Origin of the sequence: Pseudomonas sp. Z18(2022), from assembly GCF_036346535.1 — a bacterium.
GTDB lineage: Bacteria > Pseudomonadota > Gammaproteobacteria > Pseudomonadales > Pseudomonadaceae > Aquipseudomonas > Aquipseudomonas yamanorum_A.
In genome coordinates, this window is sequence record NZ_JAOTOA010000017.1 from 23,665 (window position 1) to 47,833 (window position 24,169).

29 protein-coding genes are annotated in these 24,169 nt (G+C 60.6%); 28 read left to right on the forward strand and 1 reads right to left on the reverse strand.

Annotated elements, in window-relative coordinates:
• Nucleotides 1–91 precede the first annotated feature (91 nt).
• The 4 genes from V3W39_RS25520 to V3W39_RS25535 are packed head-to-tail and all read left to right on the forward strand — an operon-like array spanning nucleotide 92 to nucleotide 3,394.
• Complete coding sequence (locus tag V3W39_RS25520) at nucleotides 92–610, forward strand: phage regulatory CII family protein (RefSeq protein ID WP_003207604.1); 519 nt, start codon at nucleotides 92–94, stop codon at nucleotides 608–610.
• On the forward strand, nucleotides 603–830 hold the full coding sequence (locus V3W39_RS25525) for a TraR/DksA family transcriptional regulator (RefSeq protein WP_178912106.1): 228 nt from the start codon (nucleotides 603–605) through the stop codon (nucleotides 828–830). The genes V3W39_RS25520 and V3W39_RS25525 overlap by 8 nt, the downstream gene beginning before the upstream one ends.
• Nucleotides 820–3,036, forward strand: coding sequence for a VapE domain-containing protein (locus V3W39_RS25530; protein WP_330213575.1), 2,217 nt, complete (start codon nucleotides 820–822; stop codon nucleotides 3,034–3,036). Before V3W39_RS25525 ends, V3W39_RS25530 begins: the two co-directional genes overlap by 11 nt.
• Nucleotides 3,029–3,394, forward strand: a complete 366-nt coding sequence (locus V3W39_RS25535; RefSeq protein ID WP_330213576.1) for a PA0613 family protein — start codon at nucleotides 3,029–3,031, stop codon at nucleotides 3,392–3,394. Before V3W39_RS25530 ends, V3W39_RS25535 begins: the two co-directional genes overlap by 8 nt.
• Before the next feature lie 699 nt (nucleotides 3,395–4,093).
• Here the strand turns inward: V3W39_RS25535 and V3W39_RS25540 are convergent.
• On the reverse strand, nucleotides 4,094–4,360 hold the full coding sequence (locus V3W39_RS25540; RefSeq protein ID WP_330213577.1) for a DUF1883 domain-containing protein: 267 nt from the start codon (nucleotides 4,358–4,360) through the stop codon (nucleotides 4,094–4,096).
• Nucleotides 4,361–4,450: 90 nt separating this feature from the next.
• Between V3W39_RS25540 and V3W39_RS25545 the strand changes: the two genes are divergently transcribed.
• The 24 genes from V3W39_RS25545 (at nucleotide 4,451) to V3W39_RS25660 (ending at nucleotide 24,146) form a co-directional block, all read left to right on the forward strand.
• Nucleotides 4,451–4,795, forward strand: a complete 345-nt coding sequence (locus tag V3W39_RS25545; RefSeq protein ID WP_330213578.1) for a phage holin family protein — start codon at nucleotides 4,451–4,453, stop codon at nucleotides 4,793–4,795.
• A gap of 196 nt (nucleotides 4,796–4,991) precedes the next feature.
• Nucleotides 4,992–5,594 (forward strand): terminase small subunit, encoded by a 603-nt coding sequence (locus V3W39_RS25550; RefSeq protein WP_330213579.1) that lies wholly within the window; start codon nucleotides 4,992–4,994, stop codon nucleotides 5,592–5,594.
• Between the two features lie 3 nt (nucleotides 5,595–5,597).
• Nucleotides 5,598–7,622 (forward strand): phage terminase large subunit family protein, encoded by a 2,025-nt coding sequence (locus V3W39_RS25555; RefSeq protein ID WP_330213580.1) that lies wholly within the window; start codon nucleotides 5,598–5,600, stop codon nucleotides 7,620–7,622.
• A gap of 1 nt (nucleotide 7,623) precedes the next feature.
• The gene (locus tag V3W39_RS25560) at nucleotides 7,624–7,830 is read left to right on the forward strand and encodes a phage head-tail joining protein (RefSeq protein ID WP_074847148.1); all 207 of its coding nucleotides are present in this window, start codon (nucleotides 7,624–7,626) and stop codon (nucleotides 7,828–7,830) included.
• A complete protein-coding gene (locus V3W39_RS25565) occupies nucleotides 7,830–9,311 on the forward strand; it encodes a phage portal protein (RefSeq protein ID WP_330213581.1) in 1,482 nt (493 codons plus the stop codon). Before V3W39_RS25560 ends, V3W39_RS25565 begins: the two co-directional genes overlap by 1 nt.
• A complete protein-coding gene (locus V3W39_RS25570) occupies nucleotides 9,308–10,438 on the forward strand; it encodes a head maturation protease, ClpP-related (RefSeq protein ID WP_330213582.1) in 1,131 nt (376 codons plus the stop codon). Before V3W39_RS25565 ends, V3W39_RS25570 begins: the two co-directional genes overlap by 4 nt.
• Complete coding sequence (locus V3W39_RS25575) at nucleotides 10,435–10,773, forward strand: head decoration protein (protein ID WP_330213583.1); 339 nt, start codon at nucleotides 10,435–10,437, stop codon at nucleotides 10,771–10,773. The genes V3W39_RS25570 and V3W39_RS25575 overlap by 4 nt, the downstream gene beginning before the upstream one ends.
• A 62-nt stretch (nucleotides 10,774–10,835) precedes the next feature.
• Nucleotides 10,836–11,831 (forward strand): major capsid protein, encoded by a 996-nt coding sequence (locus V3W39_RS25580; RefSeq protein ID WP_330213584.1) that lies wholly within the window; start codon nucleotides 10,836–10,838, stop codon nucleotides 11,829–11,831.
• Nucleotides 11,832–11,833: 2 nt separating this feature from the next.
• Nucleotides 11,834–12,154, forward strand: a complete 321-nt coding sequence (locus V3W39_RS25585) for a head-tail joining protein (RefSeq protein ID WP_330213585.1) — start codon at nucleotides 11,834–11,836, stop codon at nucleotides 12,152–12,154.
• Nucleotides 12,151–12,810: a hypothetical protein gene (locus V3W39_RS25590; protein ID WP_330213586.1), complete on the forward strand. Its 660-nt coding sequence runs from the start codon at nucleotides 12,151–12,153 to the stop codon at nucleotides 12,808–12,810. The genes V3W39_RS25585 and V3W39_RS25590 overlap by 4 nt, the downstream gene beginning before the upstream one ends.
• The gene (locus V3W39_RS25595; protein WP_330213587.1) at nucleotides 12,800–13,318 is read left to right on the forward strand and encodes a hypothetical protein; all 519 of its coding nucleotides are present in this window, start codon (nucleotides 12,800–12,802) and stop codon (nucleotides 13,316–13,318) included. Before V3W39_RS25590 ends, V3W39_RS25595 begins: the two co-directional genes overlap by 11 nt.
• Entirely contained in the window at nucleotides 13,315–13,908 is a 594-nt protein-coding gene (locus V3W39_RS25600; RefSeq protein WP_330213588.1) for a phage baseplate assembly protein V, read from the forward strand. Before V3W39_RS25595 ends, V3W39_RS25600 begins: the two co-directional genes overlap by 4 nt.
• 55 nt (nucleotides 13,909–13,963) lie before the next feature.
• Nucleotides 13,964–14,170, forward strand: coding sequence for a hypothetical protein (locus tag V3W39_RS25605; protein WP_330213589.1), 207 nt, complete (start codon nucleotides 13,964–13,966; stop codon nucleotides 14,168–14,170).
• Between the two features lie 5 nt (nucleotides 14,171–14,175).
• Nucleotides 14,176–14,502, forward strand: a complete 327-nt coding sequence (locus tag V3W39_RS25610; protein WP_177120606.1) for a GPW/gp25 family protein — start codon at nucleotides 14,176–14,178, stop codon at nucleotides 14,500–14,502.
• Entirely contained in the window at nucleotides 14,499–15,380 is an 882-nt protein-coding gene (locus V3W39_RS25615) for a baseplate assembly protein (protein ID WP_330213590.1), read from the forward strand. Before V3W39_RS25610 ends, V3W39_RS25615 begins: the two co-directional genes overlap by 4 nt.
• A 1-nt stretch (nucleotide 15,381) precedes the next feature.
• Nucleotides 15,382–15,987, forward strand: a complete 606-nt coding sequence (locus tag V3W39_RS25620) for a phage tail protein I (protein ID WP_177041845.1) — start codon at nucleotides 15,382–15,384, stop codon at nucleotides 15,985–15,987.
• Nucleotides 15,984–17,912, forward strand: coding sequence for a phage tail protein (locus tag V3W39_RS25625; protein WP_330213591.1), 1,929 nt, complete (start codon nucleotides 15,984–15,986; stop codon nucleotides 17,910–17,912). The genes V3W39_RS25620 and V3W39_RS25625 overlap by 4 nt, the downstream gene beginning before the upstream one ends.
• Before the next feature lie 12 nt (nucleotides 17,913–17,924).
• The gene (locus tag V3W39_RS25630; RefSeq protein WP_330213592.1) at nucleotides 17,925–18,359 is read left to right on the forward strand and encodes a hypothetical protein; all 435 of its coding nucleotides are present in this window, start codon (nucleotides 17,925–17,927) and stop codon (nucleotides 18,357–18,359) included.
• 102 nt (nucleotides 18,360–18,461) lie between these two features.
• On the forward strand, nucleotides 18,462–19,625 hold the full coding sequence (locus tag V3W39_RS25635; RefSeq protein ID WP_330213593.1) for a phage tail sheath family protein: 1,164 nt from the start codon (nucleotides 18,462–18,464) through the stop codon (nucleotides 19,623–19,625).
• An 18-nt stretch (nucleotides 19,626–19,643) separates the two neighbouring features.
• Nucleotides 19,644–20,147, forward strand: coding sequence for a phage major tail tube protein (locus V3W39_RS25640; RefSeq protein ID WP_177041966.1), 504 nt, complete (start codon nucleotides 19,644–19,646; stop codon nucleotides 20,145–20,147).
• A gap of 11 nt (nucleotides 20,148–20,158) precedes the next feature.
• On the forward strand, nucleotides 20,159–20,464 hold the full coding sequence (locus V3W39_RS25645; protein ID WP_177041850.1) for a phage tail assembly protein: 306 nt from the start codon (nucleotides 20,159–20,161) through the stop codon (nucleotides 20,462–20,464).
• A 142-nt stretch (nucleotides 20,465–20,606) separates the two neighbouring features.
• Nucleotides 20,607–23,108, forward strand: a complete 2,502-nt coding sequence (locus V3W39_RS25650) for a phage tail tape measure protein (protein ID WP_330213594.1) — start codon at nucleotides 20,607–20,609, stop codon at nucleotides 23,106–23,108.
• An 11-nt stretch (nucleotides 23,109–23,119) separates the two neighbouring features.
• Complete coding sequence (locus V3W39_RS25655; protein WP_330213595.1) at nucleotides 23,120–23,965, forward strand: phage tail protein; 846 nt, start codon at nucleotides 23,120–23,122, stop codon at nucleotides 23,963–23,965.
• Nucleotides 23,940–24,146, forward strand: a complete 207-nt coding sequence (locus V3W39_RS25660; RefSeq protein WP_177041855.1) for a tail protein X — start codon at nucleotides 23,940–23,942, stop codon at nucleotides 24,144–24,146. Before V3W39_RS25655 ends, V3W39_RS25660 begins: the two co-directional genes overlap by 26 nt.
• The last annotated feature ends 23 nt before the right edge of the window (nucleotides 24,147–24,169 follow it).

Consider the following 24,169-nt stretch of genomic DNA (forward strand, 5'->3'; position numbering starts at 1 on the left):
CTAGCCGGCGTTTTGGGCCTTTTCAAGCCACGCGGCAAATGTATCACCACTGCATGTCGCGGGGCACTGGCAACTTTGTAGGAGTAATGCCATGAGCCGAATAGCTTTAAGCTGTGTTGATCGAGCGCAAAGGGAAGTCCTGACGCTCGAATTAGCGCTCTACCACGCCGCACGGGACTATCCCGGCGGTGCCGCTGCAATCGCCGCCACCACCGGCCGTAATGCCACCACGCTGCAGCACAAGCTGTCTCCCACCCATCCGTCTCACACCGTGAACATCCAGGAGTTCGGGGAGATCCTCGAACTGACCAAGGACCGCCGCATTCTTGATGCGGTGCATGCCCTGGTCGGCGATACCACATGGCAGGAGCTGGCTGAAACCTATACCAGTGACATGCCCGAGACTCTCACCACGGGTATTGCCTCGTACTTCCGTCAGGTGGCTGATTTGGCTGATACGTGGGCCAAGAGCATTGGCGACGGTGTCGTCAGTGATCAGGAACTGGCCGAGATTCGCCTGCAGGTGTTTCGCGGTATTCAGGGGTTGCTGGGGATGTTCAACCGCGCCAAGTACGTCAACCAGACTACGCGGGGTACCGACCGTGGCTGACGTTATCGATTTTGCCAACGACCTGGTGCAAGAGCGGATGGATCAGGCGCTCGCGGCGCGCAATGCGAATAAAACGGTTACCGCTGCACATTCGTTCATGTTCTGCGAAAGCTGCGACACGCCGATCCCGTTAGCACGCCGTGTTGCGATCCCTGGTTGCACCCAGTGTGTGACCTGCCAGTCCATCGACGAAGCCAGGAAGGCCCGCCATGCTCGATGATGTATTCAATCAATTCTCTGATTACGGCTTGGAGCCTGATCAACCCTTGGTGTTCGGCAAGCTGACCCGTTGCAAAACCTCCCAGGACAAGGGCAAGGAAAAAAACGGCTGGTACGTGGTCCACGAGCATGTCACCGAGAAAAACGGAACGTTGATCTTCGGCAGCTTCGGTGATTGGCGATCCGGTGAGTCTCAGAAGATCAAGGTCAAGGCCGGGCGTATAAGCCCTGAGGAGCGCGAAGTCATGCGCGCTCGCCAGGAAGAGGCCAAGCGTAAAGCTGCCGAGGTCGCGGCGAATGCCTCACGTCGAGCGGCCAGCCGTGCAGCGGCTTTGTTCAAGCGCATGCCCGAGAAGGGAAAGAGCGCTTACCTGGATCGAAAGCAGATCGTCGGCTTCAAGGTTCGCTATGCGCCACGTACCGGCGCATTTTTGGTGCCTATGTGCAACGTGCGCGACCAGATCGTCGGCCTGCAGGTGATCTTCCCGGCAAAGCAGGAGGACACCGGGCGTGACAAGGCCTACTGGCCCTACGGTATGTCGAAAGAAGGCGCCTTCCACTTGATCGGCCCGCACCCTGAACCAGGTGAGCCGGTGCTGGTGTGTGAGGGCTACGCCACGGGCGCCAGCCTGCACATGGCGACTTCGCTGACGGTCGCCATCGCCTTCGATGCGGGTAACCTGTTGCCAGTCTCCAAGGCCATGCGCGAGCGCTTCCCGGGCTGCCCGCTGATCATCTGTCGTGACGACGACTGGAAGACCAAACGCCCCAACGGCGACCCTTGGAACCCCGGCGAAGAAAAAGCCAGCAACGCCGCGCTGATCGTCGGTGGTCAGGTGGTTGCACCGGTGTTCTCCGGCGAGCGTGAAATCAAGTGGACCGACTTCAATGACCTGCACGTTGCGGAGGGATTGGAGGCCGTCCGCCGCCAGGTCCTTGCGGTGGTCAAGCCTCCAGCGGCTGGTGGTTGGAAAGACCAATTGGCCCGCACCGAAAACGGCTCCCTGATCGCGCACATGCAAAACGTCGAACTGATCCTGGGCAATGACGAACGCTGGGCCGGCGTCATCGGTTACAGCGTGTTCAGCTCCAAGATCGTCAAGCTGCGGTCTGCGCCCTTTGGCGGCGGTGCCGGCGATTGGGCCGACATCGATGACATGCGGGTAATGAAGTGGCTCGCGCAGCAGTACAACTTGCGGGTGAAGGCGTCCCATGTGATCGAAGCGGTCAGCGTTGTTGCCCACGACCATGCATTTCACCCGGTGCGCGAGTACCTGGAGAAGCTGGAATGGGACCGCGTGCCTCGGCTGGAAACCTGGCTGACCGACGTGTTGGGCGTCCAGGCCACCGAATACTCGGCCAAGGTCGGGAAGCGCTGGCCGATCTCGGCCGTTGCTCGTGTGATGCGCCCAGGCTGCAAGGCTGACTCGGTGATGATCCTCGAAGGCGGGCAGGGTGAAGGCAAGTCGACCGCCATGGGCGTTCTCGGCGGCGAGTGGTTTATGGACACGCCCTTTGCCCTCGGCGACAAGGACAGCTTCCAGGCAATTCGCGGCAAGTGGATTGTCGAGCTGGGCGAGCTGGATAGTTTCAACAAGGCTGAGAGCACCAAGGCTAAGCAGTTCTTCTCTGCATCCACCGACACCTACCGCGAGAGCTATGGCCGCAGAACGAACGACGTGCCGCGCCAGTGTGTGTTCGTGGGTACCACCAACCAAGAGGAATACCTGAAGGACGCCACCGGCAACCGCCGTTACTGGCCGGTGTTCTGCAACAAGGTCGACTTGGAGCAACTGCGCGAGATCCGCGACCAGCTTTGGGCTGAGGCGCTGTTCTGCTTTGAGGCGGGAGATATCTGGTGGGTGACGAAGGATGAAACCCGGATGTTCACCGAAGCCCAGGACGAACGCTTCGTGGTTGATGAATGGGAAGGCCCGATCCTGACCTGGTTGGAGGAGTCGCAGATCGGCGAAACCGCCACGGGCAACGAGATCCTGAGCCAGGCGCTAAAGCTGGACTTCGGCCATTGGGGCAAGCCCGAGCAAATGCGGGTCGGGGCGATCATGCATCGGTTGGGCTGGCGGAAGAAGCGCATGCCGGCGTTGGCAAAGAGCGGTGTGCGCCCCTGGTCCTATCAGAAGCCGGCGACCTGGGGCCGTGGGTCTGCGTTGCAGCAGACTGTGGTAGAGGAGCCTTGCTTTGATTAAGCGAATCGATGAGATGCTCAAGCTATGGGCGCAGGATCTGCATTCGCCTGTGTCGGAAAACGTTGGCGGGCCAAGTGGCGGTAACATGATTGCCATGCTGATGGAGTGCAAGGGCGAGCTGATACGCGGCACTCGCGGCAGTCGGGTGCTCTTGGACGAATCGGCGGATATCGAACTGATCGTCAACAAGCACTTGCCACCGCAGCTGTCTGTCGTTGTGCGCGAGCACTACTGCAACCACGAAAGCTTCCTGTCGCAGAAGTACACCCACTGCGGATGCAGTCGTGACACCTACTACCAGCGCCTGCACGAAGCACACTTGCACATCGCCGGCATGTTGATGGGGAAGGCTGCATGACCATCGGCATCACTCCGCGTGCCCTTGTCCTACTGTCCCGCCTTGTCCGACTGCCATTTAGTGCAGTTGGACAGGCGCAGCCCGCGCCGTTGTTGAGCTGTCCTACTGTCCAACCTTTTCCCGCCCATGCACACGTAAGCATAGCGGGCACGTATTCGCGCACATGGCGCGCACGCGTGCTTTTAGCTTTCTCTCTATACACAAGAGAAAGTTAAATAAGGTAGGACAGTAGGGCAGGGCCCCGAATTTAGGCGCCTGTAGCTGTCCTACTTCGATTCTGAATAGTGGGACAGGCAGGACAGGGCACCAGAAGCGATAGCCGATTGAATGCGTTGTCCCTCCGTTGTACCTGCGTCATACCCACGTTGTACCCGTATTGCGCTGTGGCATTAAAACTCCCTTGCTGCCACCGGAATCCGCCTGTAAAAAGTACCCATCTTCGATAGGTGCGACCGCAAGCAGCGGGACTCACCACCACACTAAACCCGGCCATTGCGCCGGGTTTTTGCGTTTTAGGGACAGGCGATTCAAAGGTTCGAGGTGTCGCGGATGGACGTACAGATTTTAGACACTGAAGGAAAATTGGTTTGGGCAAGAGCCCCCATAGGCGGATATACATCTTCCGCATACAGGAGCGATGGCACGTTGGAACAGATCAAGAAGGCCCTTGAACTGGCCCTTGCCCAGTGCAAAGGGGAGCTAGCGGTTTGGGATAATCCTGATTGAATGCTCAATATTTGCGCGGCGGCCAGCTATATCAATCGTGATATTCCAGTATCCAGTACTTGGTACCACGACTCTTGCGGGCAGCATTTCAAAGAAACCGCCGTAGTAGCTGTATCCCACCCCGTCTTTGTATCTAGCGAAATTTGCGTCCGACGTCAGTAGGACATTGCATTGATGCGAGCATTCAACTTCTACGATGTCCCCTTGCGACAGATGTTCTCGGCGGTGAAGAAAGTCCATAAGGCCTCCTGGCAAATATTGATGGCGAATAGATATTAGTAGCGCATTTTCCAAACGCCATCTGTTTGATGGTTATTTGCGGAGCAAATTATGACAAACGAGCAGCAAACACTTATTGATATGCCGATCTGGATGGTGATTGTGCTCTCCCTGGTTGGTGGGATATCGGGCGAGGCGTGGCGGGCAGACAAAGCAGGGGTAAGCGGTTGGTCATTGGTTCGCCGGTTGCTCCTTCGGTCTGGTGCCTGCGTGGTCTGTGGACTTTCCACCATGATGTTGCTGCATGCATCGGGCATGTCGGTACTGGCTGCGGGCAGCATTGGCTGCCTCACGGCGATGGCCGGCGCCGATGTCGCTATTGGCTTGTACGAACGCTGGGCCGCCAAGCGGTTGGGCGTGTGCGATGTGCCACCCTCGGGAAGTGGGCCTGCCTGAAGTGCTGGATGGCACGGAATACGTGGCCCGCATCAAAATGATGCGCCTAAAAACGCCGGGGACCCTGGCGGTATCTAAGGGACACGGGGCATGAAACCCGCGGGAACGCGTTAGCGGATGGGCTGCCAGCTTACTGAAATTCAATCCATTGAAATTGAAAGGTTTCCATTGAGAAGTCGTTGAAAAAGGGGGGCTTATGACGGATCCATTGTTCCTGTCTAAAAGCGCTTTCGCGGCTCGCATCGGCAGGACGCCGAGTTACATCACGTGGCTCAAAGGCAACAACCGCCTGGTGCTGGCGCCGGATGGCAAACAAGTTGACGTGCTGGCGACTGAAGCGCTGATCCGCGAAACCGCCGACCCCAGCAAGGCCGCCGTCGCGGCTCGACACCAACAGGACCGGATCCAGCGTGACGTTTACAGCCAACTGTCCCCCCTGGTCGAGCCGACTAACACGGCTGCGCCGCAGCAACCTATTGCTGTCGGCGCCAAGGGCCACGACTTCCAGAAGGCTCGCGCCATGCGCGAACACAACCTGGCGCAACTGGCCGAGATCGAACTGCACAAGGCACAAGGCTCGCTGGTGTCCAGGGATGCTGTCGAGCTGGGGGCATACAACGCCGGGCGCCATCTGCGAGACCAGTTGTTTGGCCTGCTGCCCCAGCTGTCCCACAAGCTGGCCGTAATGACCGACCCATGGGATATCGAAAAACACCTGACGGCGACACTCCGTAAATCACTGGAAGAGGCTGAGCGCATGTCCTCGTCCGACCTTGAACGAGCTATGAGAGCGAGCTGACCTATGACCACGGAGTTTCCTGACGGTGACCGTGCGTACCGTGAGGCGTATTTCCGTGGACTGCGACCCGACCCTGACCTCTGGATCGACGAGTGGGCCGACGAGTACATGCGCATCCCACGAGATACCGGCGCCCCTGAGCCCGGGCAGTACCGCACGGATCGGACGCCGTACGCTCGCGAACCCATGCGCTGCCTGTCACCGGCTCACCCGTGCCGACGAGTCGTCACCATGGTGGCTTCCCAGCTGATGAAAACGCAGATCGCCCTGAACTGGATGGGCGGTTTGATCCACATGGCACCGTCCAACATCCTGGCGCTGCTGCCCAGTCTGAGCCTGTCCAAGCGAGTCTCAGGGCGGATCAGCAAGACGATCAAGGCGACCCCAGAACTGGCAAAGCGTGTGGCGGCCAGCCGCTCGCGGGACGCCCGCAACACCATGGACACCAAGGAGTTTGAGGGCGGTGCCTTGTACGTCACGACGGCAGGCTCGGCGGCCAACTTGTCCGAGCTGTCGGCGCGTTACATCTACGGCGATGAGGTCGACCGCTGGGAAAACGATGTGGGCCAGGAAGGTGACCCAATCGTGCTGGCGGAGACGCGGGCGACCAACTTCGGCCGCAACGCGAAGATCTACTTCTCCAGCTCGCCCACGATTAAAGGCGCCTCGCGGATCTCGGACCTGTTCGAGTCCAGCGACCAGCGTTACTACTACGTGCCATGCCCCACCTGCGGGCACATGCAGGTGCTGGAGTGGGAGCGGCTGCTCTACAGCAAGGACTACAGCACGGTTCACTACCAGTGCGCGGCGCCTGAATGTGACGTGCTGATTGAGGAGCACCACAAGACTGACATGCTCGCCCGTGGCGAGTGGCGTGCCCATGGCAGCGGCGATGGCAAGACGGTGGGCTTTCACCTCAACGCCCTGTACTCACCGATTGGTTGGAAGGACTGGCCCTCGCTTGCCGAGGAGTTCGAAGACGCAAAGAAGGCCCAGGCCAAGGGTGACATGGGCCTGATGCAGGTGTTCTACAACACCCGTCTCGCCAAGGTCTGGGACAGCGCGCAAGAGCAGACCAAGGCCGAAGTGCTGGTCGCTCGGGCGCGACTGGAGACCTACACCCTCGGCAGCATGCCGGTGGGCGTGCTGATGTTGACCGGCGCCGTCGACGTCCAGGCCAACCGCCTGGAGCTGATGGTGATGGGCTTCGGTGTCGGCATGGAACGTTGGGTGGTCGACCACCAGGTGATCTGGGGCGACCCTGCCGATGAGCGCACCTGGGCGGTGTTGGACGAAAAACTCAAGGTTCGATATCGGCACCCGTGCGGTGTCGCGTTGGCGATCCTGGCGACGGGCGTCGACTCCGGCGGTCACCACACCGACGAGGTGTACCAGTTCTGCCGTGTGCGGCGCTGGCGCAACATCTTCGCCATTAAGGGCGCGAGCAAGCCCGGCAAACCGGTGATTGCTCAAAGACCGTCCATGGTCGATGTGACATGGAAGGGGCAGACCGAACGTGGCGGCGACGAACTGTGGTTTGTCGGTACCGACACCGCGAAGGACTGGATCTACAACCGCTACGCCTTCGAGGACGGCCCCGGTTCGCTGCACTTTGCCAATGACCTGCCGGACGATTTCTTCGCCCAGTGCGTGGCCGAGCGCAAGGTCGCCCGATACGTCAAAGGCTACAAGCGTATCGAGTGGGTCAAGGGCAAGGCCGAGCGCAACGAAGCGCTCGACCTGATGGTGTACTGCCTGGCGATGGCGCATTACCTGGGCATCAACCGCTACCAGGAACACGACTGGGAGCGGGTACGCCAAGCGCTGGCTCAGTCCGGTTTGTTCGACGATGTGTTGGGCGTCAAGCCCGTACAAGGCGAGCATCTCGACGCTGACGAAACACCAGCACCGGTTGCGGCGCGTCAGTCGCTCCCGGCACCGCCACCTGCAGCACCTGTGGCCCAACCGCGACCTGCTGCACCCCCACAACGCCGCAGCTCCACCAGCGGTTACCTGAAGAGACGCTGATATGTCGTTTACCCCGAAGCACCTCGAAGTCATCGAGCGCGCTATTGCACGCGGTGAAAAGACCGTGCGCTACAGCGACCGCACGGTGGAGTACCGCTCCATCGACGAACTGCTCAAGGCTCGTGACGAGATCCGCACGTCGCTGAGTCAAGCCGCCGGGCCGCGCTCTCGCGTGATCCGGCTCACCCACGGAGGCAAAGGACTCTAATGGCCCGACATTATCCGACGCTAACCCGTAACGGATTCTTGCTGCCGTCGAACATCAAGGCCAGTTACGAAGGCGCCGGTGAGGGCCGACGTTCGGCCAGTTGGGAAGCCACCGACAACGGCATCAACAGCATCAATACCCCGGCCCTGCGCAATCTGCGTGCGCGTTCGCGGGCGGCGGTGCGCAATGACCCGTACGCGTTCAACGTCATCGACAAACGCGTCAGCAACTTGATCGGCACCGGTATCACGCCCAGGCCGACCACGGACGACGCCGAGCTGCGCAAGCTAAAGCAGCAGCTGTGGGATGACTGGGTGGATGAGGCGGACGCCGATGAGCTGACCGACTTCTACGGCATGCAGGCTCTGGTGGCGCGCACCGTTGAAACGGCCGGTGAATGCTTTGTGCGATTGCGACCCCGCAGCCCGAGCGAAGGTTTGGCTGTGCCGCTGCAATTGCAGGCGCTGGCCCCTGAATTTGTCCCTCACGATAAATTCGAGATTGCCAAAAACGGAAACGTGATTCGCGCCGGTATCGAGTTCAACCCGGCGGGCAAGCGTGTGGCGTATTACATGTACCTCTCGCATCCCCGCGACTCGTCATGGTTGAACGCTGGATACAACCAGGTGGTACGCGTACCGGCAACACAGGTGCTGCACATCTTCGAACCGATGGAGCCTGGACAGTTGCGCGGCGTGCCGCGCTTGGCGCCGGTGCTGAAGCGCCTGCGCAGCCTGGATAATTACGACGACGCGGTGCTGTTCCGGCAGGAGGTGGCGAACCTGTTCGCGGGCTTCATCAAGCGCCCGGCACCGGAGGCAACGCAGCAGCCTCGCGATCCCGTTACGGGCATGCCATTGAACGTTGACCGCGACGGTTTCACACCGATGGTGGCCCTGGAGCCCGGCACCATGCAGGAGCTGGGGCCAGGTGAAGAGGTGGAGTTCTCCAAGCCACCGGACGCCGGCAACAACTATCCGGACTTCATGCGGCAGCAACTGATGGCTGCAGCGGCTGGTTCTGGTACGCCTTACGAGATCCTCACCGGCGACATGCGCGAGGTCAACGACCGGGCGCTGCGGGTTGTGCTCAACGAGTTCCGGCGGCGTCTGGAGCAACTGCAGTTCGGCGTGTATGTGCACCAGTTGTGTCGCCCGGTGCGGGCTGCCTGGATAGACATGGCGGTGTTGTCCGGTGCCCTGGTGCTTCCCGACTACGCGCAACGTCGACGCGAATATCTGCGTACGCGTTGGGTGCCGCAGGGATGGGCCTACATCCAGCCGGTGCAGGACGTGCAGGCGCGGCGGATGGAAGTGCAGGCGGGCTTTGCTTCACGTAGCGAGATGGTGCTGCGTACCGGCTACGACGCGGAAACGGTCGACACGGAAAACGCTGCGGATCTCGCCAGGGCCACGCACCTCGGACTCAACTACACGACTCTTGAAGCCATCGAGACGATCGATGACAAGGAACAACCATGAGCAAAAAAACGAAACCGCGCGTTTATGACAAGGCGGGCAAGCAGGTAAAGGTCGCGGATAAAAGCTGGTACACACTCCAGGCGAGCGGCGAAGCCGAGCAACGCAACATCGAGATCTTCGTTTACGGCGAGATTGGCGCTTGGGGCGTCACCGCCAATCAGTTCGTGCAGGACCTTCGCGCCATGGATGACGGCGTTTCGCCGGTGATCGTTGCGTTCAACAGCATCGGTGGCGATCTGTTCGATGGCCTGGCGATCCACAACGCGCTGTCGCGCTTGGGCGAGCGCTGTACCGGCCGCATCGATGCTCTGGCTGCCAGCGCGGCCAGTGTCGCGGTGTGCGGCGCTCACCGGGTGGTGATCGCTGCCAACGCCATGTTGATGATCCACAACCCGTACACCTTTACGGGGGGCGATGCCGAAGACTTTCGCCGCGTCGCCGATGTCCTGGATCAGACCCTGGAAGCGATCATCGCGGCCTACAAGGCCAAGGCGCCGGACATCGACGAAGCTGAGCTGCGGCGCATGGTCAACGCTGAAACATGGCTCACGGCCAATGAAGCTGTGGCGCTGGGTCTGGCCGATGAAGTCGGCGATGGCCTCAAGGTCAGCGCCTGTCTCGGCCAGGGCAACGTGTTGCAGCGTTTCCAGCATGCGCCGCCTGAATTGCTAGCCCAGTTGGATGAAGATCTTGAAGCCGAACCGCCTGAGCCAGATCCCGCGCCCGTTCTGGACGCGGCCAGGCTGGCTCTGATGGTCACGCAGGGATGTGCAGCGGCATGCATCAGCAATCTGGTGGACCCGATACTCGCTGCGACGAAGCTGGAAAGCGAAGCCGTGGTCCAGGCCGCGCTGACTAAAGCCAAAGCCCTGCACGGCCTGTGCGTAGCAGCACGATTGCCAGAGCTTGCCGGCGAGTTCATCAGCGCCGGTCTCGACGAAGCAGCAGTCCGCGCGCGGTTGTTCGACAAGCTGGTGAGCAGCGGCGGCACGTTTGAAATCAACAACAGCCTGCCACTGGATGATGACCCGGCCCTAACGGTCAAGGCCAAACAGGTCGACACCCACTCAATCTGGGCCACTCGTCAGGCGGCACAGAACGGAACCTCGAAAGGAGCAAGAGCATGAAAACTGAATCGATGCACGCAGGCGAGTTCCTGCTGTCCGAAGGTGCTGGCAACATTTCCCGCGAAGCGATCAACGTCGCCGCTGGTGCCGCCTTGGAGCCTGGTCAAATTCTTGGCCTGGTCACCCTTACCAGCGAGTTCGCCCCCTATAAGCCGACCGCCGAAGACGGTACCGAAAACGCGATCGCGATCCTCTACGGGCCGCTGGGTGAGTCGGATGTGCCGCGTCGAGGTCGCGCCATCGTGCGGCTGGCCGAGGTCAGCGAAGCGCATTTGACCGGCCTCGATCCTGCCGCCGAAAAGGCCCTGGCTACCCATTTCGTGATCGTCCGCTAAGACGTTCACCCTTTTTATTCATCCCGCCGAGTGCGGGATTTTTCGTTTCTGGAGAGTACCCCATGGCCGATATCGCTATTTTTGAAGACGATGCATTCAGCGTCTCCTCGTTGACCGCTGCAATCAATGACCAGGAATACCTGCCGGGCCGTATCAGTAGCTTGGGCCTGTTCCGCGAAGAGGGCATCAGCACGTTGACCGTGCAGATCGAGAAGGACAGCGACACGCTGGCCCTGGTGCCTGCAGGTGAACGCGGTACCTCGGGCCTTGTGGTCGGTGGCACCAAGCGTACGCTGATCCCGTTCAACACCGTGCACCTGCCGGAACGCTTCACCATCAAGGCCGATGAGATCCAAGGCATCCGTGCCTTCGGCAGTCGCAGTGAGTTGCAGGCGGTGCAGGATGTGGTCAACAAACGCCTGGCGAAAGCGCGCCGTCAGTTGGATGCCACCCACGAATTTCAACGCATGGGCGCTTTGAACGGCCAGGTGCTGGATGCCGATGGCAAGACGGTGCTGTTGGATATCTATGATCGCTTCGGCGTGGAGCGCCAGAAGCTGAAGATGGGCCTTAACGCTCCCGAAACCCAATTGCGCGTCAAATGTGGCGAAGCCCTGGATATGCAAGAGGATGCCCTCGGAAGCATCACCAGCACGGGCTCCCGTGCTATGTGCGGCAAGAATTTCTGGAACAAGCTGATCGTGCATGATTCGGTCAAGGAGACTTACCTCAACACCATGCAGGCCGCTGCTCTGCGCGGTGATGCCCGTGAAAGCTTCGAGTTTGGCGGGATCGTCTGGGAGCGCTATCGCGGTAAAGTCGCTGGCATTTCGTTCGTCCACGACGACAAGGCATTGCTGATTCCCGAGGGCGTGCCTGACCTGTATATCTCGTCCTTCGCACCGGCCGATTACATGGAAACGGTGAACACTCAGGGCATTCCGTACTACAGCAAGATCGAGCCACTGGCGTTCAACAAAGGCGTAGCAGGCGAGGCGCAGTCCAACCCGCTACACATCTGCACTCGGCCTCGGGCGCAGATCCTGCTGGAACTCTAACGGTGGCCTTCCGCGACCTGATCGACGATATCGATGACGTGGTGTTCGAAACCCTGGGTGATTCCGCCCAGATCGAAGGCCACGCCGAGCCGGTGTTGGGCATGTTCATGGCGCCATGGATGGCGCCGAAGTTTGGCAAGACCCAGACCGCGATACGCGAACCTCGCTTTGAGGTTCGCGTCCGTGATTCAGACGGTCTCAGCAAAGGTCTGCGCGTCACCGTCGATCTGCCGGCCCTGGACGGTGGCGGCGAATACGACCTGCTGCAGCTGGAGCCCGGCGGCGATGGCTTGGTGGCCCTGATCTTGAGGAAGCGTCCATGAGCGTTGGCAGCTACGCACAGCAGAAACGCGATGGTGGCTTGATCAACATCCAGCCGTCACTGGCGGATCTGAAGATCTTTCAGGACTTCGCCCGGGTTGTGCCAAAAGCTGCGGCGGCTGCACAGCGGCGTGCGATCAACAAAACCTTGGGGTGGTTGCGTACCCACATTGCCAGGGCGGTGGGCAAGCAAGAGCGCATCGCCATCGGCGCTGTCCGGCAACGGTTGCGCGCGTATCCCACTAGCGGCGGCGCAATGCGCGGCAAGTTGTGGTTTGGCCTCAACGCGATTGAGGCCAGTCGCATCGGTCGGGCACGTCAGACCGGTAGGGGCGTTTCGGTGGCAGGACGGCGCTACCAGGGTGCATTTTACAAACAGGTGTACGGCAACAGCGCCGATATCTGGATCCGTACTGCCAGCAAGCACTTCAACAGTGATGACTACCCCGAGGCGACTCAAGGCCGGCGGCGCAGTGGTTTCGTTCAGGAAAACGACGATCGCTTTCCTTTGGCGAAGGCCAAGGTATCGCTGGAGCAGGCCCGGCCGCACTTTGAGGCGTGGATCAAACGCGCCGATGAACAACTGCTGGTTGTCCTCGAGCAAGAGCTCAACTACGAACTGCAGAAGTACCTGAAGGGGAGCGCCAATGTCCGATGAGCTGTTCAGCCTGAGCCAGTTGTACGAGGCTATTGAGCAACACCTGACGGAGCATCTATCGGGCATTAAAGCGGTAGTGTTTTGGCCGGACATTCAGGAAAACCAGGGCATCCCACTGCCTTCGGTGTTTCTCGAAATGGCCGAGTTTGAGCCGGGTATCGATATCGGCACCGGCGAAACCAGCGTGGTTTGTAAGTTTGAGGCGCGAATCATCGTTGACCCGATACAAGCCAATCATCACGAGCAGGCAGTGCATTTGGTTTCGCAACTGGCGGTGCTGCTTCGGCAGCAGACTTGGGGCCTTGAAGTCAACGTCGCGCAATTTGTGCGCGCTACTCAGGATTGGACCAAGCCTGAGCTGGATGGGTATGTCATATGGGTGGTCGAGTGGACTCAGCAGGTCTATTTGGGGGTTGAGGTTTGGCCTTTCCCTGAAGAGAAACCGAGCATGCTCAAACTCAACCTGGAAGCGTACCCGGACGTCGATACACCAGGTAGCACGCCATGAGCTGGGCGGAGGGCGAGCATGACCGCATGATTGCGGCGATGTTGATACCGTGTGTGGTGGTCGGGGTGGATCTGATGGCCCCGGCCGTGCGAGTCAAATCGGGCGACTGGGTGAGCGCCTGGGTGCGCTGGCACAGCCAGGCTGCCGGCAAGGCCCGCCACTGGCGGGCGCCGACCTTGGGCGAGCAGGGAATTTTGTTCAATCCCAGCGGCCAGGCCGGTATGGGCACGTTTGTTCCGGGGCTGTACGGCGGCGCCGGTGCCGCGCCGGATAACCGGGATCATGTCGAGGTGTGGCGCTTTGATGATGGCGGCTCTCTGATCTATGACTGGGAGGCCAACAGCTACACGATCACTTTGCCCACGGGTACGGTGAGCATCAAGGTAGGGGCGACCGAGGCGGTCGTTACGGATAACGCGGTGACGGTCACAACGACCAACGTCAAGTTGATTGCAGACGTTGCAATTGAAGGTTCGTTATCCGTAACGAAAGACGTCTCTGTCCAGGGCGGTTTGCATGCGGTGAAAGACATCACCAGTGCCGGCAAGATCATTGACGCCGGCGGCAACAGCGCGAACCACAAACACTAGCCGTTCAATATCACTGGCCCGCCGCGTGCGGGCTTTTTTGTGCCCGGGGGAAACCATGGCCAAGACTTCTGAAAAACCCGTCGCCGGTGCCGAGCCTGGCGCAACGTTCCGCGACAAGCTCTATACCTCGCGCACCCTGATTCTGCCCGACAGTGGCCGTGCTCTGGCGGTCCTCAAGCGGCAGGTGTCGGTGCCGGCAGCTGATACCGAGGCGCGGGCTTACCTCGAAACCAACGAGGAATTCGAACTACTGCAGGAGTGATTTAGATGATCGGAATGGACCGCCACACCGGCCAGCCGATTTCGGGCCTTGCGCATTTGCGTCAGTGCATCGAGGACATTCTAAGCACCCCGTTGGGAAGTCGTCGGGAGCGGCCGGAGTACGGCAGCAAGCTGCGTCGTTACGTGGATATGCCGGTTAACGAGGGCTGGAAGGGAGCGGTTCAGGCTGAGGCGAGCAGGGCGCTAGGCCGCTGGGAGCCCCGCCTGAAGCTGGAGCGCGTGCAAGCCGTCTCTGTCCTGGGCGGTCTGATCAAGATTCAGGTCACCGGTAGCTACCGGGGCGAAAGCGTACTGCTAGAGGTAAGTGTATGAGTATCGTTGACCTGTCGGAGTTGCCGGCGCCTGACGTGCTTGAGCCTCTGGACTTTGAAGAGGTCTATGCGGAAAGGCTGGGTGTCTTTCGCGAGTTCATGGGCGACAACTGGAGTGCACCGCTTGAGAGTGATCCGGTGGTCAAGCTGCTGGAGGTCGGTGCCTATGTGGGCATCGGTGATCGCGCCCGCGTAAACGATGCCGCCAAGGCGTTGCTGTTGGCCCATGCAATCCGTGGCGACCTCGATCAGCTCGGGGCGAACGTGAACACCCCGCGCTTGGTGATCCAGGCGGCGAACCTTAGCGCTATACCGCCGGTGGAGGAGGTCAGGGAGGGCGACGATGCTTACCGCGAGCGGATCCAGTTGGCCTATGAGGGCCTGACCACGGCGGGGCCGCGCAACAGCTACAAGCTGCATGCCCGCAATGCGTCTGCCCTGGTGGCGGATGCATCGGCGGAAAGCCCCTCGCCGGCGTGCGTTACGGTAACGGTGCTGGGCCTGTCGGGCGATGGGGCGGTGGGCCCTGAGTTGTTGGCCGTAGTAGCCAGTGCGCTCAATGACGAAAACGTTCGGCCATTGGGCGACCGGGTGACGGTGCAAAGCGCCCAGGTCCTGCCGTATCGCGTTGACGCGGTGCTGCATATGAAAGGCCCCGGCCCTGAAAGCGCCGTCGCGCTGGCAGAGGCGGAAAGGCGACTCGCTGCCTGGATCAACCCGCGCAAACGCTTGGGGGTTGAGGTGGCGCGGTCCGCTGTGGATGCGCAGCTGCACGTCCCAGGCGTTTCGCGCGTTGAGTTGACCGCGTGGATGGATCTGGCCCCTACAACGGCTCAGGCGGCGTTCTGCACCGGCTATAGCGTCAAGCTGGGGGAGTGACATGAAAAGCCTACTGCCGATCAACAGCACCCAGCTTGAGCGTGCGATTGAGGCGGCGAGCGCGGATAAGACCGTGATCCCGCTGCGTTCGCTATACAACCCCGCGACGTGCCCCGTTCATTTGCTGCCGCACCTGGCGTGGGCCTGGTCTGTGGACCGTTGGGATGATCGCTGGACGGAGGCGGCCAAGCGCAACGCCATAAGGTCGTCGTTCTACATCCACTCCCGCAAAGGAACCATTGGCGCGTTGCGCCGTGTGGTGGAGCCGCTTGGCTACCTGCTGGAGGTGACTGAGTGGTGGCAGACGGTGCCCGAGGGGGCGCCGGCCACCTTCGCACTGAAGGTCGGTGTGCTGGAAAGCGGCATTACCGAGGAAATGTATCAAGAGCTAACCCGGCTCATTGATGACGCCAAGCCCGTCTCGCGGCATATGACGGGATTGGCCATCAGCCTGGAAGCGCAAGGCACCATCAATATCGGTGTTGCCGTTTATGACGGCGACGTACTCGACGTCTACCCACCCGCAGCGCGTGACATTGAAGTCAGCGGCTACATCGGTGTGGCTGGGCGCGAACACAGCATTGACACCCTGGACGTGTACCCATGATTGATAAGAACTCGCAATTTATGGCGATCCTCACCAATGTGGGGGCCGCCAAACTGGCTAACGCTAACGCCTTGGGACTTCCCTGGAAGATCACCGCTCTGGCGGTTGGCGATGCCAACGGTACCGATCCGGTCCCTAGTGCCACGCAAACAAAGCTGGTCAATGAGCTACGGCGTGCACCGCTTAACCAGCTTGTTCCTGACCCGAAAAACGCTGCTGTCTTTGTGGCTGAGCAGGTCATTCCCGAGAACGTGGGCGGCTTCTGGATCCGTGAAATCGGTTTGTATGATGAGGACGGCGATTTGGTGGCGGTTGCCAACACTGCCCCGACCTTCAAGCCTTTGCTTGCGCAGGGATCCGGCCGGACGCAAATCATACGGATGAACCTGATCGTCTCCAGTGTGGCCAACATCGAATTGAAGATTGATCCGTCGGTGGTACTGGCTACCCGCGACTATGTTGAGTTGGCAATCACCGAGGCTTTGAACAAGCAAGATTTCAAGCACTCCGTACTGGTAGCCACGACAGCGAACACCACGCTGAGCGGTCTTCAGACCGTTGACGGCGTAGCGTTGCAAGCCGGGGCCCGCGTTCTGGTGAAGAATCAAGTGACGGCCAAGGACAACGGTCTGTGGGTAGTTTCCTCAACTGGGCCATGGAAACGCGCCGAGGATGCAGACACCAGCATCGAGGTGACGCCAGGTCTATTTGTGAGCGTCGAGACGGGCACGCTCAACAGCGACAGCGTTTGGCAGTTGGTAACCGATGCGCCAATTGTCCTGGGCACTACTGCGCTGACCTTTGAGATGGTGGCGGGGCGCACGGGGGTCAATGCGGGTTCATATGGCAAGGTTACTGTCGACAAGTACGGGCGGGTCATTGCCGGCACGAACCCGACTACGCTCGCAGCGGCCGGGATCACCGATGCACTATCGATTAATGGCGGCACCCTGCAAGGGAATGTCCAACTGACGGAGAACAGCAGACTCTATATCGGGCCGGGAAATACGCCCTCATGGGGATTGGGAGTGTTTGCCGGGGTGCCCGGGTCAATTAAGGGGGGCGTTGGCTTCTACGGTGGCTCTGACGGTGTATTCAAGACCGCATTCCTGGGGCTGGGAACTGATCCTTGGTCCAGCGGCCCCGGCATCCGGATCAAGTCGGAGGGGATTGTTGAGATCAGCGGCACGATCACTGGAAGCGGAGCTGGTTTGTACTCTGTGCCCTTTGCTGCGCTGACAGGCCTGCCGAACACCTTGTCTGGCTACGGCATCATCGCTGCGAGCCAAACGGAGGCTGAGCAAGGCTCTGACACGACCAAGCCGATGACGGCGCTACGGGTCTGGCAGGCAATCGCGGCAAAAGTTGTGCAGGCGACAACAAGCGTTGCAGGTATCGCCCGTTTTGCTTCGCAGACTGCAGTCAACAGTGGTACTGAACCATCGACGATGGTCAGCCCTTTGACACTTGCCACACGCCTGGCTGCGTTGTGGCAGGCCGCTCAAGAAGGCGTGCTGGGCGTTGTACAACTTGCCACTCAACCCGAAGTAAATGCAGGAGTTGACGACACAAAAGCCGTGACGCCCAAAAAGCTGCGCGCTGGTGTTTCATGGGTACTTGGCGCGAATGGTCACATCGCAATGCCAACCTGGCTGGGTGGCTGGATTCTGCAATGGGGGCTAGCGGTCGGGGTTGGGCAGGCGACCAACAGCGGTACCTCCCAAGGTCCGGGCCGTGACGTGTCTCTTTCCGTGACTTTCCCGACCGAAATCATGTGGGTGGGCGCCTGCATGGCCTTCACGACGATGATCACCGGGGCAGCATTTACGCCTGGAGCAGGCTACGTGTCGAGGTCTGTGATCCGGGTTCAGAACAACTACACCCAGTCAGCAGGCGATATCGCTTGGCTGGCGCTAGGCCGATAAAGAGGTACACCTATGGCAGCGTTTTACAGCCCCTCAGAGCGTGGTTTCTTCGACACTGCGCTCAATAGCAAAAAGCAGATTCCGACCGATGCGGTTGCGGTCACGGAGCCGCAACGAAGGGACCTGCTGGCAGGGATATCGCGCGGTCTGCTCGCGCAAGTGTCCGAGGATGGTTCGCTTGAGCTGGTTGAACCGCCGGTTGATCCCGATGCTGTGGCTCTGGCCGAACGCGCTTGGCGTGATGGAGTACTGACGTCAGCAGCTTGGCTGCGTGATCGGCACCGCGACCAGCTTGAAATTAGCGCGCCGACAACGCTCACCGCCGAGCAGTTCGAAGGGCTGTTGGTGTTCATGCAGGCCCTGCGCAATTGGCCGCAATCGCCAGATTTCCCTGACAGTAACCGTCGACCAGTCGCCCCAAGTTGGATCATTGAGCAAACCGAATAGCGCCCCGCACTGACGGGGCATTTTTTTTCCCATTACGCGTAACAACGAACATCCCCCTCGGCCTCGCTTATGCGGGGCTTTTTCGTTTCTGGAGATTGCCCTATGAGTTTCTTTCACGGTGTGACCGTCACCAACGTGGACACCGGCGCACGCACTATCTCGCTGCCCTCGTCTTCGATTATCGGGCTGTGCGATTCCTTCACCCCAGGGCCGAAGGTGACGGCCAAACCTAACCAGGTGCTGCTGATCACTCGCGAAAGCGAAGCGGTGGCGGCCTGGGGCGAAGACGCGGCTATCACCAAGTCCATCAAGGCGATCTACATGCGCGCCAAGGCGGTGATCGTGGCGTGCGGCGTTGAGAAGCTGACCACCCCGGCCTTGCAGACCTCGGCCATCATCGGCGGCGTCCTGGCTGACGGTCAGCGGACCGGCATGCAGTCGTTGCTGGACGGTAAGAGCCGTTTCAATGCTCAGCCCCGTTTGCTGATTGCCCCAGGTCATAGCGCGACCCAGGCCGTGGCCACGGCGATGGATGCACTTGCGGGCAAGTTGCGCGGCATCGCCATCGTCGACGGTCCGAACACCACCGATGAGGCGGCCATTGCCTACGCCGAGAACTTCGGCAGCAAGCGCGTGTTTCTGGTCGACCCGGGTGTACAGAGCTGGGACACCGTCCTCAGCGAGACCGTTGATGCGCCGGCGTCGGCCTGGGTGGCCGGGCTGTTCGCCTGGACTGACAACGAGTACGGCTTCTGGGCCTCGCCGTCGAACAAGGAGTTTGTCGGCATCACGGGTACCGCGCGGCCGATTGAGTTTTTGGACGGTGACGCGACATGCCGGGCCAACCTGCTGAACAACGCCAATATCACCACGATCATCCGTGATGACGGCTATCGCCTGTGGGGCAACCGCACCTGTTCCAGTGATCCGAAGTGGGCTTTTGTCACGCGCGTACGCACCCAAGACATCGTCATGGACGCGATTCTCTACGGGCACAAGTGGGCCGTGGACCGCGCGATCACCAAGACCTACGTCGCCGACGTGACCAACGGCTTGGAAAACTTTATGCGCGACCTGAAAAAGCAGGGCGCGGTGATCAACTTCGAAGTGTTCCCGGACGACGAGCTGAACACGGCCAGCCAATTGGAACAGGGCAAGGTTTATTGGCGGATTCGTTTCACCGACGTGCCGCCGGCAGAAAACCCGACATTCCTCGTTGAAGTCACTAACCAGTGGCTCACCGAAGTCCTGGAAAACAAAGCCTAAGGAGGCTTCGCAATGTCCATGATTCCCCAAACGCTGTTCATGATGAACATGTTTATTGACGGCATGAACTTCGCCGGTGACGTGCCTACCTTGAGCTTGCCCAAGCTGAAAATCAAAACCGCCGAGTACCAGGCCGGCGGCATGGATGCTCCGATTGATATGGACCAGGGCATGGAAAAACTGGAGGCGTCCTTCAGCACCAAGGGCGTGCGCCGCGACGCGATGAAGTTCTTTGGCCTGGCTGATCAGACCGCGTTCAACTCGGTGTTCCGTGGCTCGTTCAAAGGCCAGAAAGGGGCCACCACTGCGGTGGTCGCCACCCTTCGCGGCATGCTCTCCGAGCTGGATCCGGGCGAGTGGAAGCCAGGCGGCGACGCTGAATTCAAGTACGCCGTCAGCGTCAGCTACTACAAGCTGGAAGTCGGCGGCGTGCTGATGTTCGAAATCGATCCTGTCAACGCGGTACGCGTCATCAACGGCGTTGACCAACTCGCGGGCGTTCGCCGCGACCTCGGCCTTTAAGGAAATTACCCATGGCTCAAGACGTAAACAAAATCCCTGAATGGCTGACCGTCAGCGCTGACTCGGCAACCATCAAGCTGTCCAAAATCGTCAAGGTCAATCAGGTCGAGACTGATCAGTTGACCATGCGCTCCCCAACCGTTCGCGAGGTTCGCCATGCAACCAAGGCGGCCCCGGATGATGAAGAGCAAAGCGAAATGATCCTGTTCGCCAGCCTGACGGATGCGGGCACCAACGATCTGGGGGAGCTGAGCGTGCGTGACTACAAACGCCTTCAGGCTGCCTATTTTCGCCTGGTGCGCGAGGACCGGGTTTAACGAAGAAATACAGAGAAAGCTGGCTCAGCGACTGGCCCGGGAAATGTCTTTCTCGGCCAGTGAGATTGAGTCCATGTCTTTCTCAACGATGATCTGGTGGCTCAAGGAGTGAGCCGCCTGGACCTTTTCGGAGTGACCCCCCATGGCGAACAACCTGGCGCTTGGCGTAGTCATCGGCGGCGCTATCAGTTCAACCGTTGGCGCGGCCTTCAAGGATGTTGAAGGGCGCATCAAGAAACTCAGTGACCAGGGCACGAAAGCCCGGGTACTGCAAAACACCATTGGCGACACCATCCGCTTGCGGGATGAGTGGAAAAAAGCCCATGACACCGGATCCGCGTCGGCGGACGGCCTGCTGAAGAAACTGGAATCCAACCTCAGAACCTTGAAGGATCAGGGCGTTGAGGTCAGCAAGCTGCGCAACGAGTACCAGAAACTTGGCCAGGTGGCCCGTGGTGCTGAGCTGAAGGCCCTGGGCCATACGCAAATCAAGCAGGGCAAGGATGGGTTAAAGGGCTCGCTTGGTCAGGCTACGGCGCTGTCAGCGGCGATTGCCATTCCCACCAAGATATCCGGTGACTATCAGGCGCAAATGCGCCAGATGTCGCTGTGGGCGCACACGGCCGGCACTGAAGACGAAGGCAAGATGGCCGAGATGGTCTCGACCATCGCAGACGACAAGGGCATGAGTCGGCAGCTGCTGGCCCAGGCAGTCGGTGGGCTGATCGAAAAGGGCGTTGAGTGGCAGGAGGCCAGCGAGTACGCCGGCCAAATTGCCGACCTGATCGACGGCCAGGGCATGGAAGCCGAGACCATCGCTACCTTGATCAACTCGTTCAAGGAGGCCGGGGTTAAGAAAGAGGACATGGCCGGCATGCTGGGCCAGGTGGCAGCGGCGGGCGATATCGGGGCCTTCGGTCCGAAGGACATGGCCCGGTACCTGCCGGCCATGCTCGGCAACATCAAGCGGCTGGGCATGGAAGGCCCGGAGGCGGTGCGCTTTCTCGGTGCCAGCTTGCAGTCGCAGTACTCGCAAACGCAGGATTCGGCGGCCGCAGCGACCAACATGAACAACCTGTTGAGCGCCGTGATCAGCAGCACCAGCCAGGAACGGTTTGCCAAGGAAGGCTACGACCTGGCTGGCTCGATCATTGCCGCGACCAAAAGCGGTAAGGCGGCCAACCCGGTCGACGCATTCATCATGCTCAGCCAGGAAATGATTAAGCGTCAGGATCCAGCGAAGGCCAAAAAGATCGAAGCCCTCAAGGCCAAGATCAAGGCAGCAGCCGACGGCAGCGCCGAGGAACAGCAGGCCATGGTGGCCCTGACTGAAGCGGCGGGGCTGGCCAACATCGTCAGCGATCAGAGCGCCAGTGCGGGCTTGCTCGCGCAAATCAAATACGGCGACAAGATCAAGGCCGACATGGTCGCGATCAAGGAAACGGACGGTAAGACCAAGATCGAGGCGGACGCCGCCAAGGCTCGCGAAACGTCCAACCGCAAATGGTCGGCGGCAACGGCGGGCATGGAGGCATCCATGATCAGCCTCGGGGATGGACTGCGGCCGTTGACCGATAAGGTCGCGGATGGCTTGGGCAAGGTTGGCTATGCGCTGGCTGAGTTGGCCAACAAGTACCAGCCGGTGACGGCGGTGATTGCCGGCGTAGCGGCCGGCGCTGTCACATTGGGTGCCGCGCTGAGTGCGCTGAAAATCGGCAAAGGCCTGCTGAACGTTGGCCGTGGTTCGCTGATGGGCAATCCGAACATCCCTCAAAAGGTGATCGTGACCAACCTGCCTGCCGGCGGCCTGGGCGGCATCGATGGCGGTGGTGCAGACGGCGGAAAGGGACGGAAGGGCGGCAAGTCGGATGGCAAAGGCGGGACGATGCTGAAGGGCATCGGCGCCTTGGCGGTCGTTGAAGCCGGTTTCAAGGTCAAAGACACCTACGACAACGCCACGACCCGGGATGAAAAGGCAGAAGGCTACGGCGAAGCCGCCGGGGGCTTGGCGGGCACGCTCGCGGGTGCTGCGGCAGGTGCGGCCATTGGCTCGGTGATACCGGTGATCGGTACTGTGGTCGGCGGGTTGCTGGGTGCTTACCTGGGCGGAATGGGCGGTGATGCGCTCGGCGGGTACCTGGGGAAAGCGGCATTTGGTGGTGACGACGGGCTGAAGAAAATGCCCGACGCGGGTCCGCTGATGATGGCCAATGCCGGGCAGGATATCCCGCCGGTGCTGGGCGATATCGCGGCATCATTTGCGCCGAAGGACATGGGGCTTGGGCCGCTCAAGATGGCGGCTGATAGCAGCGGCGCCGGCGCGGCAGCCTCGGGGCCGTTGTTGATGCCCGAGGCCGTCAAGGCGCCAGGGCCGGTTGGTGGTGATGTGGTGCGTTCGCTGGCTTCGCCGCCGGCATCGAGCGCGCCCGCTGCGGTTTCGCTCATGGCGGTACCGGTGAAGCCGCCGGCGCCGAAGATTGAGCAGAAGGTCGATATCAGCGCGCCCATTCAGGTGACGGTGCAAGGGGATGTGAAGGATCCGGCGCAACTGGCCCGCGAACTTCGCCCGTACATCGAGCAGCAACAGCGGGAAATAACTCAGCAGTTGGAAAGCCGCAAGCTCTACGACGACGCGCATCTTTGACGGGGGAAACCATGGGCTACATGGATCAGTTGCAATCAAGCGTGAAGTCCTTGGCGGCGGCGGGTGAGACCGGCCGCCGCAGCCTGGACGGGATGATAGCGCCGGTGGACGGCGCAATCAGTGAACTCAGCGGTGCGGCCTCTGAGCTGGAGGGCTTGCCCTTTGTGGGGCCGGCCGTTGGCGAAAAGCTGCAGCGTGTTATGCGTGGCGTAACGGCGGCCCAGGCGAAGGTTGGCCAGCTGGTGTCGGTGTACAGCTCGGCCACCCGGGCAGCGTCTCAGATTGATGAGCGCTTGGGTGCGCTGAAGGAGCAGGCCGGCCGGGCGGCAACGGCGATCAACAACATCGCCGGCAAGGTCAGCCCCTCACTGTCGGGCATCGTTCCGACCGGGGCCTTTGCGGCGGATGCCACGCCGGCGCCGGAGGCGGTGAAACCCTTCCCGCACCTGATGATCATGCAGCCGCGCGATCCGAAGCAGCAGCCGTACTTCTTCAACCTGGATACGGCGGCCTTTGATGAGCTGCGGCGCTCGTCTGCCTTTCGCTGGGCCTCCCAGGAGCGGCTGACGCGTCGACCCGCGCAACAGGCTGTCGGTATGGGTGACGAGAAGCTGACGCTGAAGGGCGCAATCTTTCCGGGCTTCAGGGGTGGCATCAAGCAACTGGATACCCTGCGCAGTCTGGGCGCCAAGTTGCAGCCCCTGACACTGACCACCGGTTACGGCGACGTGCTGGGCACCTGGTGCATGACCAGCGTTGAAGAAGAACAAAGCGCGCTGCTGGCAGGCGGCATCCCGCGTAAGCAAGGCTTTACCCTGGAGTTTGTACGCTATGGCGACGACATGCAGAACGTCTGACGGGGATCTGTTGGACACCATCTGTCACAACTACTACGGGCATCTGGGCGGCACGGTGGAGGCCGTGCTGGATGCCAATCAGGGCCTGGCTGATGAGGCCCAGCCGTATCGGGCAGGCGTGGTGATTGTCCTGCCGGACATGCCGGCACCGACTGAAGAACTTGTGATGCTTTGGGATTAGCCAGGCCTGACTGTCCTTTCTTT